We start from the raw sequence: 12,951 nt of genomic DNA on the forward strand, positions 1-12,951 counted from the left end.
CAAAATATAAAAGACTCATAAATTATTTACCAATATATTGATTAAGGAAATGTTCTATTGCTGTATACGCAGTAATTTTATTATTTAGTTTTACGATGGAATGACCTTCATTTTTAAAGTGGATAAACTGTACAGGATGATTTCGTGCCATTAATTTTTTTACAATTTGTTCAGATTCTTCTATTGGGACCCGTGGATCATTACACCCGTGGAGTACTATCAGCGGACTGGTAATCCGGTCAGTTTGATTCAATGGATCAATCAAATCATAAAAGTTTCCGTCCTTTTCGATAGTTCCATATTCAGCTTCGCGAAGTTTGCGTCGCCACGGACTGGTATTTTTAAGAAAAGTTCTGAAACTTGAAATCCCAACGAGATCAATCGCAGCAGACCATAATTCCGGGTAATGGGAAATGGCTGCAAGAACCATAAAGCCTCCATAGCTCCCTCCCATAATGGCAACTCTTTTAGGATCGGTGCTTCCCTCTTTCTTTAACCAATCTACTAATGAAACAAGATCTCTTACGGAGTCCATTCGTTTACGAACATCATCAAGATGAGTATATGTTTTTCCATATCCTGTACTTCCGCGAACGTTGGGAGTAATTACTGCATATCCAAGGCTTAGAAAATACTGCAGAACTGGATTGAAAACCGCCCGAATTTGGCTTTCAGGACCCCCATGAACATATAGAATAACTGGAATTTTTTCTGTCTGGGTATTTGGCTTGAAATAAAATGCAGGTACTTGGAGATTGTCAAAAGACTTAAATGAAATAAGAATAGGTTCAATTAATTTATTTTCCAAAAGCTTTGACTGAAGAGATTGAGTAAGCCGTTCTGTCTTCATTTTTCCTAGATCAACCTGCCATATATCAGAAGGATAGGCAGGCCCATTGAAAACGTAGGCTAACTTTTGATTGTCGGGTGAAAAAGTTAGGCTAGTTAACACCCCCATTGGTGTCTGCCATGTATAAAGGGCACTTGATTTTAGATCTAAAAGAATGCCTCTTGAAATACCTCCTTCATTAATTGAAAAAGCTAACTTTGATTGATCTTTACTCATAGCGAGGCCTTCAAAGTCCCACTGTCCCACCTCCAGCCAGGTGATATTTTTTGTTGAAAGATCCATGATCGCGAGCCCAAAAAATTCCTGATCTTGATTTGTTAATAAATAGAGATGATTTCCATCCTTGCTGAAATGAGGGTTTTTATAGCTTGCTTCACCCTGATGATCTGTTAACCAGTTCATTTCTCCTGTGCATAGATTCAGTAAACCTAAATCGTTATCCAACTGGGAATTTGTTTTCCGAATCAATAACGATTTACCATCAGGAGACCACATGATGGAGGAATAGAGACCATCCTTTGACAAAACCATTTGTATTTCTAATGTTTCGACATTTTGAATATAAATATCGAAAAAGGCAGGATGTCGACGATTGCTTGACCAGGCAATCCATTTTCCATCAGGTGAGTGACCCCCATATTCATGTTTATGTTCAGCTGAGTTGGTAAGCGGAATCAGTACACCATCACTCTTGAGTAAAAACAGTTGTTGCTTTTCATTTCCGCCAACATCCATTCCGATAAATAGGCCGCGCTGTGATGAACTGTTTAAGTATTTAAAAAAAGTGATTCGTTCATTAGTAAAAGAAGTTTGGGTTGGTTCTCTTATATCGAAACCCTTTGTCCAAACCTGCGGTAAACCAGAATAATCAGCAATAAAGATTATCTTATTACTTTTAGGACCATAAATAGGGTTACTGACAGTACCAACACACAAATATGATTTGATGCCAATTTCTTTCATACATTCCTCCTTAAAATATGCTGAAAAAAGAGAGGTATTGGTATAGCCCAAATAATAAAAAAGCTGAGTCAAAATGATCTAATTACGTCTCACAACCATTATATTTAGATGCATTATATATCATGCACTTAATATCTTGGCTATGGGTGCCAAAATCGTTGCGAACAAGATTTTCTGAAAAGTTTAAAAAGGTTTTTCCATATTTCTTCCAAAGGAGTGAGCTATTTTAGGTTTTAATCATCAGTCCAGAAGGGAAACCCTGCTAGCATTTGGTGTCACAAAAAGTTTATTGGAATTTTTGTGACACCCTTTGTTTTTTTTATATTTATAATACAGTCGCCTGTTATTGAAACCATCGATAAAAATTCCAAATAAGGAGCATGAAGATCATGTAGCCGAAAAGGGAATAAGAATGATGCCATGCTTCGCCATGAGTAAACAATCCTAAATTCTCAGCAAACGGTTCGGAAACACCTATACAAAGTCCAATCAAAACGATAAACAGGATTCTTGAAAATGTAGTCAACGTTTTTGCGATCCATAAAAAGAGCGTAGTAAAGATTGGCAATATCAATAATGTAAAAGCGACATTGATTGTAAATATATCTGGGAATGGTCTTGCTGGAAAGGCATACATTTGTTTACCGACAAACAGTAAGTCTAAATAAGTCCCGATAAAACAAGAGAGAACTATGGTGGCAACAAAAGCCCGAAGGTTACTCGTCTTCTGCTTCTTCTCGGAGTAGGACGTTTTTTTTTGCCAGAATGGCAAGTTCAATTTTTTCAAGCGTTTTGCAGTACTCATCATAAACCTCCCCATCTGTATTTTCTTCCTTATCGATTAAGTAGTCCACGATTTTCCAGTCCTCAAACCAGTCTTTGCTTTCTTCCTCTTCATGATTAATATCTTTCCATGAGTATATTAATCGCGGACTGTATAAACGATCCGCACCTTTTCTTAATTGGCACTTTTTTGTTCGACGTTTATAAAATGCACGGGGGAATGATTCGTTTACATCATTAAACAAATGCGGCCAGTAGTCTTTTCGCGAACCGGTATGTGGATGATCATGTGCCCATTCTACTACTCCTGATAAGATGTTCTCACTGCTAAACAGCTGTGAGTATAATCGCTTGCCCAGCAATATTCGCTCATGTAGGGAGGTGAAATGCTTCATTGTATTCCCGACTAGCGATGTTTTTTGTTTGGTTTCATCTTTATAGAATGGAAAAAGAATATGGTTAAAGCGAAAAAAATCATAAAGTTTGAATCCGATACTATTTAGTACGGTCTTTTTAAAATGGGTATTTTGAAAGACACTTTTTTCTAAATAGCTTTGTTCATTAATAACGGTGGCAATGGCTAACATATAGTGGTCGCCTTTTCTCCAAAAATGGTTCCACAACGTTTCCATAAAAGTTGATACATTGAAAAATGGTAGAAGATGAAACAGTCTTTTTGATCTTTTGACACTTTGTTCATACAACAAAAATTGTGGGTACACATCTTGGAAGATTAACCAGTTCCCTCGTTCCAGAAAAGAAAAGAAGATAAGTTGATCTTTTTCCGATAAAAGTCTTGTATATAACTCCCCTTTTAAATCCGTCATATTCCAACCGCCATTACGCGATACCATATGTCCAAGTAGTGCCCAGTGTATTTCTGGGTAACGGAGATAAAACTGAAAATAGGCATGTGTTCGGGTCACATTATTACTGTTGTGTTGTCTTGTTCGTTCTTTAATTTCATGTATTAACATTGTCTCTTCTCCCGTTAATTCCCGCGGTTTAACAGAAGTCTGTATTTTACCTATTTTCTTTAATTCATCTTTTACATCTAAAAGAGAATAGGGAATCGTTTTGGAAAAGCCGTTCCATTCCCTTTTCCTATCGTTGTGTTGCATCCTACTTCCTCCCATAAACACGAATGTTCTTCTTTTAAGGCCCAATAGGTTTTCGTGATAACCATCAGATGTTCAAATTTTTTTAATCTTTTAACCTTCTAGAAAGGATTTTTTTAAGGTATTTTAACAATGCAGCTACCATCAGTTTATTATGGATGTTAAGAACAAATGATGATCGTTTTATCGTACAAGGGGTAGCGCGCACATTTTAATGTTATTTGTACTATGAAAATTATGAGTATTTAAAGGATTCAAAGTGGACGCGAAGGGAATAGATGGATTGGTATGTGTGCATGTAATCTTTCATGGTGATTCTGATTTTTTCTAGGACTTTGTGGGACCATATATGAAAACAAAGTACTTCAGGAAGGAGTTCTATGAAAAATATTGTATTGATTTCCTTATTTCTCACGTTTGTGTTCGCATCTCCCGCATCTCAGGCTTTCGGTAAGCAACTAGAAGTGCCCATCTTGATTTATCATTCGATTGACGAGTTTAATGGGCAGGGTTCTAAGGAGTTATATGTAACCCCGAAGAATTTCGAGAAACAAATGTTGTATTTGCGAGACCATGGCTTCACATTATTAACTTTTGATCGGTGGCAAGACATTAATAAAGTGAACAAACCCATTTTCATTACCTTTGATGACGGGTACAAAAACAATCTGAATGCATTCGCAATCTTTCAAAAACTGAAAACCGAACGTTTTAAACCAACTGGCACCATTTTTGTTATTTCTGATTTTATCGGTCGTTCCAACAGATTATCGAAATCGGATTTAAAACTGATGGCTGATTCGGGGATAATCTCAATCCAGTCTCATACTGCTACACATCCCGATTTGACGAAAATAAAAAATTATGAATATGAACTGAAAGGGTCTAAAGATAAAATTCAAAAAATAACGGGCAAACCAGTTAATGTTCTTGCGTATCCTTACGGGAATTTCAACGATAAAGTCATAGCAGAAACGAAGAAATACTATTTGTTTGGACTTACGACAACTCCTGGACCATTTATTGAGAAGGGTATTAAAGATGAACTCTATCTTTTACCACGAACCTATATCAAGTATTCAAGTACTCTTGATGACTTTTCAAAGATAGTTGACAGAGAATGAAGCAGGTAATTGCTTTATTTAGAAAATGGGCACAGAAACAAGGGGAAACATCAAAAAAATTGGGAAATTAGAGGAATTAACACCGTTCATAAAATTTTGAACGGTGTTATGTATGTTTTTAACTTGCATTTTAAATAATTTATTGTGCCTTTACACGTACACGGGTACTCTTTTGTATATATACTTTGTGAAATTATTTAGTTTGACAATATACCCCCATAGGTATAATATAAACTCATAAGTTAGGAGTGAGTAAAACTAAAGAGTAAAAAGCACAAATTTTAGAAATTGATGCCTATTTAAAATGTTTTAATGAAGAAATCCCACATGAAAACATTCATGTAATTGCTTCTTATAAATTGGAAGTGAACTTGGGGCTGCGTTTCTTAATTGGAAAAGGAATTAAGGTAACCAGTTATGTGACTCAGTGATTGTGTTTGTAAATAGATGGGTGGGCAGAATATGGAATATGATAAAAGTGTCCTTAATCGCTTGAAGCGGATTGAAGGACAAATCAAGGGAGTTATTGGAATGATGGAGCAGGGGAAAGATTGCAGGGAAATCATCACTCAGTTAGCTGCTGCACGTAATGCCATCGATAGGAGCATGGGCGTTATCGTAAGTGCCAATCTAGAACAATGCGTTCGGGAAAATGTCGAAAAAGGTGAAGGCACTGAACATCTTGTCAAGGAAGCCGTTGAGTTATTGATTAAAAGCAGGTAAAAGAGCACCTGACCTAAAAAAGGAGAGAGTTATTCATGGCTTATATATTACAAGTTGATTTTAAAATGGAAGGGCCATTTGGTCACGAGATGGTGGAAGGGTTTGCTGGTTTAGCTAAAAGCATCAATGATGAAGAAGGTATGATCTGGAAGATTTGGACCGAAGATCGGGAAGCGAAGGAAGCTGGTGGCATATATCTGTTTGAGTCAAGGGAATCAGCCTGTAAGTACTTGACTATGCACACAGCACGTTTAAAAGGTTTTGGCATAGAGGAGGTTAATGGGAAAATATTAGAAGTAAATGAAGGTTTGACTCAAATCAATCATGGACCAATTAAATAAAAAAATTTATGAAGAATAGAAAATTCTATTTAAAGAGGGTTGACCAACAGTATTTTTCGTCATATTATATACCCTGTGGGGTATATAGAAATGAATGCTTTTTTACGGATTATATACCTATACAGGTAATTGAAATAGGCTTAGGGGGAAAAATATATGACCGAAAAGAGAAGAACGACGATCATTTTATTTAGTGGTGATTATGATAAGGCAATGGCTGCTTATATCATCGCAAATGGTGCCGCAGCCTACGATCATGAAGTGACCATCTTCCATACATTCTGGGGATTGAATGCTTTAAGGAAAGATGAGCCGCTGTCATTAAAAAAAGGCTTTCTTGAAAAAATGTTTGCAAAAATGATGCCCCGTGGTTCTGATAAAATGGGTCTATCCAACATGAACTTTGCTGGAATGGGGCCGAAAATGATCAAGCACGTGATGAAAAAACATAATGCCATGTCACTCCCGAATTTAATTGAGTTGGCCCAAGAACAAGATGTGAAACTGATTGCCTGTACGATGACGATGGATTTATTGGGCTTGCAGCAAGAGGAAATAATGGATGGAATAGAATATGCAGGTGTAGCGGCTTATTTAGCCGAAGCAGAGGATGGAAATGTAAACTTATTTATATAGATTGGGGTACCGGAGGGATGAGTTCAAATGGGAACTATATTTAATATCATTATATTGGGTGTCATCGTTTGGTTTTTATATCAGCGATTTGTTCCGGCAAAGGGGATAAAAAATATAAAAGCGGCGGAGTTAAAAGCGGCGTTGAATAACAAAGGAAGTAAGCAATTCATTGATGTCCGTACTCCTAATGAATTTAGGGGCAATCATATTAAGGTCTTTAAAAATATACCTTTAAACGAACTTGGCAAAAGGGCACAAGAACTTTCAAAAGATAAAGAAGTTGTTGTGATTTGCCAAAGCGGGATGCGGAGCAGTAATGCATGTAAAGCTTTGAAAAAACTCGGATTTAATGATGTCACCAACGTAAAAGGCGGCATGAGTTCTTGGCGCGAATAAAAGGAGGATATGATAAAGATGAAAGAAATTTTACCGAATGAAGTGAGTGCATTATTGAAGGGAAACTCGCCAGTCCATATTATTGATGTGCGGGAGGTGGATGAAGTAAAGGCAGGGAAAATACCAAATGTTTTGAACATCCCGTTGGGCCTAGTGGAATTTAGAATGCAGGATTTGGATAAATCAAAAGAGTATATCATGATCTGCCGGTCAGGGGGCAGAAGTTCAAGGGCAGCGCAGTTACTTGAGGATCATGGATATAAAGTGTTGAACATGGTGGGCGGCATGAATGAATGGGAAGGTCCCATAGAATAATTTTTAAAGCTTAATATACCCCCATCTCTATAAAAAACACAAGGAGGAAATAAAATGATTAAAACAAATTCCGTTTTGGATGCTAAAGGTTTAGCTTGCCCAATGCCAATCGTAAAAACGAAAAAAGCCATGCACGGCCTGGCAGCAGGGGAAGTGCTTGAAGTTCAAGCGACTGATAAAGGGTCAACTGCCGATATGAAAGCCTGGGCCGAAAGTACAGGTCATCAATATTTGGGTACGGTTGAAGGAGGGACCACACTAAAACATTATCTTCGGAAAGCAGGCGGAGAAGAGCAACAAGAGAAGAAGCATCAAAAAGTCATTTCAAATGACGGCCTTCTTCAAAAAATCGAAGAAAATCAAAACACCATCATCCTTGATGTACGAGAAGCGGCAGAGTATGCTTTCAATCATATTCCAACAGCTAAATCCCTCCCGATGGGTGAATTGGAACAACGTATGCGTGAATTGGATAAAGAGTCCGAGATTTTCATGATTTGCCGTACTGGCAGCCGAAGTGATCTGGCTGCACAAAAACTGACGGCAGCTGGATTTGAACAGGTATTCAATGTTGAACCTGGCATGAGCCAGTGGAATGGTCCTACACAAAAATCAGTGAATGAATAAAAGAGACTTAAAATGGAGGAATATATCATGTCTAAAAAAGTGGCTATAATCGCAAGTAATGGTGGGTTATTTGACGCATATAAAGTGTTTAACATCGCAACGGCAGCGGCAGCAACAGATCAAGAAGTGGCCATTTTCTTTACTTTCGAAGGCTTAAACTTAATTCATAAAGAAGCAAATGTACAACTGCCAATGCCTGAAGGTAAAGATCATTTTGCCGAAGGATTTAAAAAGGCTAATGTTCCTTCCATTCCAGAGTTAGTTACTATGGCCCAGGAAATGAACGTTAAGTTTATTGGGTGTCAAATGACTATGGATGTTATGGGGTTGGAAAAAGAAGCTTTCGTTGACGGCATCGAAGTGGGTGGAGCGGTCACATTTTTAGAGTTCGCTAAGGATGCTGATGTAACCTTATCCTTTTAAAGTAAAAAAATTTGAAATGTTAAATACTATAGGGGGTATAAATAATGGCAGTTAATCCAATGACAGCGGCGGAGGTTTCAAAGAAAGTAATCAATAAAACGGACTTATTCATTTTGGATGTTCGAAATGAAAGTGATTTTAACGAGTGGAAAATGGAAGGGGAGAATTTTGAATTCCTTAATATCCCTTACTTCGATTTACTGGATGGCGTTGAAGAAATCATTGATCAAATTCCGGCACATAAGGAAATCCTGGTTGTATGTGCAAAGGAAGGCTCATCCGTTATGGTAGCTGAGATGCTTTTTGAAGCTGGATTGGATGTTTCTTACTTAAAGGGTGGAATGAAAGCATGGAGTGAACATTTAGAACCGGTGAAAATCGGCGAGTTGACCAATGCCGGAGAAATTTACCAATTTGTGCGACTTGGTAAAGGCTGCTTATCATACATGGTCGTTTCAAATGGTGAAGCAGCCGTTATTGATTCCACAAGAATGATTGATGCCTACCTTGATTTCGCCGATGGTATCGGAGTGAAAATTACACATGTTCTAGATACACACCTACATGCCGATCACATTTCAGGAGGAAGACGAATAGCGGAAAGGACAAATGCAGATTACTGGCTGACGCCAAAAGATGCAGCTGAGGTAACTTTTGAATATCAGCCACTAGAAAGCGGTAAAGTGATAAAGATCGGTCATTCAGCGATTGATATCGAAGCATTATACTCCCCTGGCCACACCATTGGCTCCACATCTTTTGTGGTCGATGGAAAATACCTGCTTTCCGGAGATATACTATTCATCGATTCCATTGGCAGACCGGACTTAGCGGGATTGGCTGAAGATTGGGTAGGGGACTTGAGAGAAACACTGTATACACGTTATAGGGAACTATCGGACGAGTTAATCGTATTGCCATCACATTTCATGATCATTGATGAATTGAATGAAGACGGAAGTGTCGCTAAAAAGTTGGGAACGCTGTTTGCTGAAAATCATGGAATGAACATTGCCGATGAAATAGAATTCAGAGAGCTGGTAACAGGTAATTTACCACCTCAACCGAATGCTTATCAAGACATTCGCGAAACCAATATGGGGAAAATCGAGCCCGATGATGAAAAACAGCGCGAAATGGAAATCGGACCAAATCGTTGTGCGGTTCGCTAAACCTGATAAAAAATGAAGCCATTAGGAGAGATGAAAAATGATTTCAGATAAAGTGTTAGATGCTAGGGGACTTGCATGTCCAATGCCGATTGTTAAGACGAAAAAAGCGATGAATGATTTGCAAACCGGACAAGTGCTGGAAATACATGTAACCGATAAAGGAGCTAAAGCCGACTTAGCTGCTTGGTCAAGATCCGGTGGCCATGAACTAGTGGAAACGGTAGAAGAAAATGATATACTGAAATTTTGGATCAGGAAAGGCTGATAAAGAGAAGGGAACCATTAGGGTTCCCTTCTTTTAAGGGAGGCAGGTACAATGGATATCATCTTTATCATTACCATCTTTTTAATTGGTTTTATAGGTTCATATGTTTCTGGAATGCTCGGCATCGGGGGCTCGATTATAAATTATCCAATGCTTCTGTTTATTCCCCCCATCTTCGGTTTAGTGGCATTTAGTGCCCATGATGTGACAGGGATAAGTGCTGTACAAGTCTTTTTCGCTTCCATCGGAGGTGTATGGAGCTATCGTAAGAGCGGACATTTAAATAAAACGCTCATATTCTATATGGGGATCTGCGTTCTAATCGGAAGCGTGGTTGGAAGCTTTGGATCACAATCGATGTCGGAAGGCGGAGTGAATATCGTCTATGGCATTTTGGCTTTGATAGCGGCTGTCATGATGTTCATTCCGAAGAAAGGCATAGATGACATTCCCTTGGATCAAGTTACCTTTAACAAATGGCTTGCGGCCATACTTGCATTAATCGTTGGATTAGGGTCTGGAATAGTCGGGGCTGGAGGGAGCTTTCTATTAGTTCCCATCATGCTCATCGTTTTAAGAATTCCAACCAGGGTTACGATCGCGTCTTCATTAGCAATCACATTCATTTCATCCATTGGTGCAACAGCTGGGAAAATCTCAACAGGGCAAGTTGATTTCTATCCGGCATTGATCATGGTTGTTGCTAGTTTAATAGCATCTCCGCTTGGGGCAATGGCCGGTAAAAAAATGAATGTAAAAGTGCTGCAAGTCATATTGGCTCTATTGATTCTAGCGACGGCTGTGAAAACATGGATAGGGATTTTGTATTGAGGCACGGACTTTGACAGGGAAGGGGTCGTGGGTTCGAATCCCTCACAGGTTATCAACTAACAAAGGCTTAAATCCTTGATATCACAGGGGTTTGGGTCTCTTTTCTGGATACAGAAGGAGTAAAACGTATTACGGGACAATAATTTGTAATAATTAATATTTCAAGGGAACCGACGGAGAAGACACTCCTAGAGAAATGTACAAAAAACAAAATTATCAGTATCATGGATTTAAATATGAAAGCTCAAAAAATATATCAAGATTAATTTTTATTATCATGTGCAACAAGTAATACTAGCTAAAAAACATCTACCGGAAAATATTCTTTAAAACAATCAATAAAAAAGAATTGTTTTTTATTCATCAATCGGGCGCTTTAATGGAGTAACGAAAAAAGCCCACTCAATTTTAATGCTGAGAAATTGGGTTTTTTAATATCGAAATTCCCTTAACGTTGTAAATCCGCATTTTCCTGACGCTATCCAATTATACAGTTTATCGCGTAAATTAAAATGAAGCTTTCCTAAGGGAATCACAAGGTAAAATACAATTGCACGAACCAGAACACAAATGGCTAGAGATTCGTAGGGAGATTCATGAAGGATTAAATACAGTGGAACAATGAAACTCGGTGAATACCTATATTTTTCATGGAAAAAACAGTGAAATGCGTTCCAATTCTATAGGGGATCAAGAGGTGTCTGCCTTATCACTTCAATTGCTGCAAAATTGCTTAGTCTATATGAATACCTTAATGGCTCAAGAAGTTCTTTATGTCAACAACCAATATTGGCTGAAGAAAATGACTCCCGAAGATTTTAGGGGATTAACACCTTTGTTTTATCATCATGTCAATCCATACGGGACCTTTGAACTCGATATGGACCAGCGAATACCTATTAAGTTGAAAGTTTCATAGCTTTCATAATTTTGGGGTCGGTGATAAAACCATCTAATCCCCCATCAAGATATTAGCTGGTTTTCCGTAATTAATCAGATCCTGATCCTTCATTCAGAAAAGCGTCCGATTGCGGTATACTTCAAAACCATTTGCTTTCCTTTTTTCTCTTATTTCTGTTCCTTAGCAAAATCGATTCGATTTTTGGGACGTGTAAGAATAATGATCATCATAATTAACAATAACCCTTGTATCCCTTGTTCTAACCGCATCCATAATGGATATACATCCCCACCACCAATTGCTAATGCATAAATACCAAAAGCACCCACAATAGATATGATCATAACACGTATATACGCTGATCGCTTTCTTTCCTTTAACTTAAAACCAAATCTTATATAAACCAGTGAAAGGATGGCAAGTCCCCCCGAACGCAGCCATACATATCCATTAATGTTGTCTCGAAATATAAAATCCAGTACTAAAAGCAGAATACTCATCGCAAAAAAGATAATTTGTAATTTGATTACCTGACCAATAGCATTATCAATTGATTTATTATTACTTTGCATAAAAACACTTCTTTCTTCAAATTTAGATTCCGCTGAAGGACAATTAATTTTCTTTTCGAGTTGCTAAATCAAACAGTGTTATCAGTTCCTTTGTGTAGGATTCGAGATCCAAATCAGAATCCAAAGCTAACTGTAATCCAACCCCATCAATAGCATTACGAATAGTGGTTGCTAATACCTTTGCAGAAAAAGCATTTAATGTTCTAAAATTGCCATCTTGTTGCCCTTGATGTAAAAGCTGAATAATCGGTGCTAATATTTGCTCATTTGCTGTCCTATCATAGAGGCGCTTTCCTTCTTTCGTGCGGGCATTGGCCAAAATCTCTGTCACAGCAATAATATTTTGGGGGTTATCATCCATGAATTTTAAATTCGATTCAATATAAGCTTTTAAAATGTCTTTTGCAGTGCTTTTTCCTTTCATATGAGATTCCATAAAGATTGCACCTGCATGATAAACTTCTATTACGACCTGCTGTATCAGTTCATCTTTGCTGGAAAAATGATAAGAAATCACCCCTTTACTTATTCCAGCTTCCTTAGCAATCTCCGATATAGAAGCATTCACAAAACCCTTTGTAGCAATTACTTTAATTGCACAGGCAACAATTTGAGCACGTCTAGTTTCTTCAATAAAAGAACGATTTTCTTGTTTATTTACCTTATCATTTGTACGCATGTACTAACTTTAGTACGGCCGTACAAAAAAATCAAGCATAAATGGAATCAAAATAATAAAAGAAGGACTAATAAATTAGCCCTTTCAGACTGTAGACAAACTCGATGAAAATCGAGTTTGTCTATTTTTTATGAGTTGTACAATTTGGCCGTTGATTTTCCACTCCAGGCACTCGCTTTCCGCGGGCGGTCGGGGAGCCTCCTCGGCTTTCGCCTGCGGGGTCTCCCCTAGA

Annotated in this window: 16 protein-coding genes and 1 pseudogene; 12 read left to right on the forward strand and 5 right to left on the reverse strand. The window is 37.9% G+C overall.

Going from position 1 to position 12,951, the window contains the following annotated elements; genetic code table 11:
- Positions 1 to 22: 22 nt before the first annotated feature.
- From AC1DVK_RS21600 to AC1DVK_RS21610, 3 genes are all read right to left on the reverse strand, one after another.
- On the reverse strand, positions 23 to 1,813 hold the full coding sequence (locus tag AC1DVK_RS21600; protein WP_477627342.1) for a S9 family peptidase: 1,791 nt from the start codon (positions 1,811 to 1,813) through the stop codon (positions 23 to 25).
- Positions 1,814 to 2,156: 343 nt separating this feature from the next.
- Positions 2,157 to 2,618 carry a CBO0543 family protein gene (locus AC1DVK_RS21605; RefSeq protein WP_477627343.1) on the reverse strand — a complete coding sequence of 154 codons (462 nt, stop codon included), beginning with the start codon at positions 2,616 to 2,618 and terminating at the stop codon, positions 2,157 to 2,159.
- Positions 2,530 to 3,717: a DUF2515 domain-containing protein gene (locus AC1DVK_RS21610; protein ID WP_477627344.1), complete on the reverse strand. Its 1,188-nt coding sequence runs from the start codon at positions 3,715 to 3,717 to the stop codon at positions 2,530 to 2,532. Before AC1DVK_RS21610 ends, AC1DVK_RS21605 begins: the two co-directional genes overlap by 89 nt.
- A 377-nt stretch (positions 3,718 to 4,094) precedes the next feature.
- Here AC1DVK_RS21610 and AC1DVK_RS21615 point away from each other — a divergent pair, with 377 nt between their 5' ends.
- The 12 genes and pseudogenes from AC1DVK_RS21615 to AC1DVK_RS21670 form a co-directional block, all read left to right on the forward strand.
- On the forward strand, positions 4,095 to 4,838 hold the full coding sequence (locus AC1DVK_RS21615) for a polysaccharide deacetylase family protein (protein ID WP_477627345.1): 744 nt from the start codon (positions 4,095 to 4,097) through the stop codon (positions 4,836 to 4,838).
- Positions 4,839 to 5,300: 462 nt separating this feature from the next.
- Complete coding sequence (locus AC1DVK_RS21620) at positions 5,301 to 5,561, forward strand: metal-sensitive transcriptional regulator (RefSeq protein WP_284471062.1); 261 nt, start codon at positions 5,301 to 5,303, stop codon at positions 5,559 to 5,561.
- Between the two features lie 35 nt (positions 5,562 to 5,596).
- Positions 5,597 to 5,902, forward strand: coding sequence for a monooxygenase (locus tag AC1DVK_RS21625; RefSeq protein WP_477627346.1), 306 nt, complete (start codon positions 5,597 to 5,599; stop codon positions 5,900 to 5,902).
- Between the two features lie 156 nt (positions 5,903 to 6,058).
- Positions 6,059 to 6,538: a DsrE/DsrF/DrsH-like family protein gene (locus AC1DVK_RS21630; protein WP_477627347.1), complete on the forward strand. Its 480-nt coding sequence runs from the start codon at positions 6,059 to 6,061 to the stop codon at positions 6,536 to 6,538.
- 27 nt (positions 6,539 to 6,565) lie between these two features.
- Positions 6,566 to 6,934, forward strand: a complete 369-nt coding sequence (locus tag AC1DVK_RS21635) for a rhodanese-like domain-containing protein (protein WP_477627348.1) — start codon at positions 6,566 to 6,568, stop codon at positions 6,932 to 6,934.
- An 18-nt stretch (positions 6,935 to 6,952) separates the two neighbouring features.
- Positions 6,953 to 7,249 carry a rhodanese-like domain-containing protein gene (locus AC1DVK_RS21640; RefSeq protein ID WP_477627349.1) on the forward strand — a complete coding sequence of 99 codons (297 nt, stop codon included), beginning with the start codon at positions 6,953 to 6,955 and terminating at the stop codon, positions 7,247 to 7,249.
- 54 nt (positions 7,250 to 7,303) lie between these two features.
- Positions 7,304 to 7,876, forward strand: coding sequence for a sulfurtransferase TusA family protein (locus tag AC1DVK_RS21645; protein ID WP_477627350.1), 573 nt, complete (start codon positions 7,304 to 7,306; stop codon positions 7,874 to 7,876).
- A 27-nt stretch (positions 7,877 to 7,903) separates the two neighbouring features.
- A complete protein-coding gene (locus AC1DVK_RS21650) occupies positions 7,904 to 8,299 on the forward strand; it encodes a DsrE/DsrF/DrsH-like family protein (protein WP_089363316.1) in 396 nt (131 codons plus the stop codon).
- Between the two features lie 44 nt (positions 8,300 to 8,343).
- Positions 8,344 to 9,471 (forward strand): MBL fold metallo-hydrolase, encoded by a 1,128-nt coding sequence (locus AC1DVK_RS21655; RefSeq protein ID WP_477627351.1) that lies wholly within the window; start codon positions 8,344 to 8,346, stop codon positions 9,469 to 9,471.
- 37 nt (positions 9,472 to 9,508) lie between these two features.
- On the forward strand, positions 9,509 to 9,736 hold the full coding sequence (locus AC1DVK_RS21660; RefSeq protein WP_477627352.1) for a sulfurtransferase TusA family protein: 228 nt from the start codon (positions 9,509 to 9,511) through the stop codon (positions 9,734 to 9,736).
- A 51-nt stretch (positions 9,737 to 9,787) separates the two neighbouring features.
- On the forward strand, positions 9,788 to 10,567 hold the full coding sequence (locus tag AC1DVK_RS21665) for a sulfite exporter TauE/SafE family protein (RefSeq protein ID WP_477627353.1): 780 nt from the start codon (positions 9,788 to 9,790) through the stop codon (positions 10,565 to 10,567).
- A 577-nt stretch (positions 10,568 to 11,144) separates the two neighbouring features.
- Positions 11,145 to 11,486, forward strand: a pseudogene (locus AC1DVK_RS21670) (Tn3 family transposase); the annotation flags it as partial.
- Positions 11,487 to 11,635: 149 nt separating this feature from the next.
- Here AC1DVK_RS21670 and AC1DVK_RS21675 read toward each other — a convergent pair.
- Together AC1DVK_RS21675 and AC1DVK_RS21680 are read right to left on the reverse strand one after the other, a co-directional pair.
- A complete protein-coding gene (locus AC1DVK_RS21675) occupies positions 11,636 to 12,040 on the reverse strand; it encodes a hypothetical protein (protein ID WP_410862409.1) in 405 nt (134 codons plus the stop codon).
- Between the two features lie 43 nt (positions 12,041 to 12,083).
- Complete coding sequence (locus AC1DVK_RS21680) at positions 12,084 to 12,719, reverse strand: TetR/AcrR family transcriptional regulator (RefSeq protein WP_410862411.1); 636 nt, start codon at positions 12,717 to 12,719, stop codon at positions 12,084 to 12,086.
- Positions 12,720 to 12,951: the final 232 nt, after the last annotated feature.

It is taken from the genome of Peribacillus sp. P4_B1, from assembly GCF_056402395.1.

What these genes read in the sequence shown, in the direction of transcription:
- AC1DVK_RS21600 (WP_477627342.1), bottom strand. Translation starts at nt 1,813, where the DNA reads ATGAAAGAAATTGGCATCAAATCATATTTGTGTGTTGGTACTGTCAGT.
- AC1DVK_RS21605 (WP_477627343.1), bottom strand. Translation starts at nt 2,618, where the DNA reads ATGAGTACTGCAAAACGCTTGAAAAAATTGAACTTGCCATTCTGGCAA.
- AC1DVK_RS21610 (WP_477627344.1), bottom strand. Translation starts at nt 3,717, where the DNA reads ATGCAACACAACGATAGGAAAAGGGAATGGAACGGCTTTTCCAAAACG.
- AC1DVK_RS21615 (WP_477627345.1), top strand. Translation starts at nt 4,095, where the DNA reads ATGAAAAATATTGTATTGATTTCCTTATTTCTCACGTTTGTGTTCGCA.
- AC1DVK_RS21620 (WP_284471062.1), top strand. Translation starts at nt 5,301, where the DNA reads ATGGAATATGATAAAAGTGTCCTTAATCGCTTGAAGCGGATTGAAGGA.
- AC1DVK_RS21625 (WP_477627346.1), top strand. Translation starts at nt 5,597, where the DNA reads ATGGCTTATATATTACAAGTTGATTTTAAAATGGAAGGGCCATTTGGT.
- AC1DVK_RS21630 (WP_477627347.1), top strand. Translation starts at nt 6,059, where the DNA reads ATGACCGAAAAGAGAAGAACGACGATCATTTTATTTAGTGGTGATTAT.
- AC1DVK_RS21635 (WP_477627348.1), top strand. Translation starts at nt 6,566, where the DNA reads ATGGGAACTATATTTAATATCATTATATTGGGTGTCATCGTTTGGTTT.
- AC1DVK_RS21640 (WP_477627349.1), top strand. Translation starts at nt 6,953, where the DNA reads ATGAAAGAAATTTTACCGAATGAAGTGAGTGCATTATTGAAGGGAAAC.
- AC1DVK_RS21645 (WP_477627350.1), top strand. Translation starts at nt 7,304, where the DNA reads ATGATTAAAACAAATTCCGTTTTGGATGCTAAAGGTTTAGCTTGCCCA.
- AC1DVK_RS21650 (WP_089363316.1), top strand. Translation starts at nt 7,904, where the DNA reads ATGTCTAAAAAAGTGGCTATAATCGCAAGTAATGGTGGGTTATTTGAC.
- AC1DVK_RS21655 (WP_477627351.1), top strand. Translation starts at nt 8,344, where the DNA reads ATGGCAGTTAATCCAATGACAGCGGCGGAGGTTTCAAAGAAAGTAATC.
- AC1DVK_RS21660 (WP_477627352.1), top strand. Translation starts at nt 9,509, where the DNA reads ATGATTTCAGATAAAGTGTTAGATGCTAGGGGACTTGCATGTCCAATG.
- AC1DVK_RS21665 (WP_477627353.1), top strand. Translation starts at nt 9,788, where the DNA reads ATGGATATCATCTTTATCATTACCATCTTTTTAATTGGTTTTATAGGT.
- AC1DVK_RS21675 (WP_410862409.1), bottom strand. Translation starts at nt 12,040, where the DNA reads ATGCAAAGTAATAATAAATCAATTGATAATGCTATTGGTCAGGTAATC.
- AC1DVK_RS21680 (WP_410862411.1), bottom strand. Translation starts at nt 12,719, where the DNA reads ATGCGTACAAATGATAAGGTAAATAAACAAGAAAATCGTTCTTTTATT.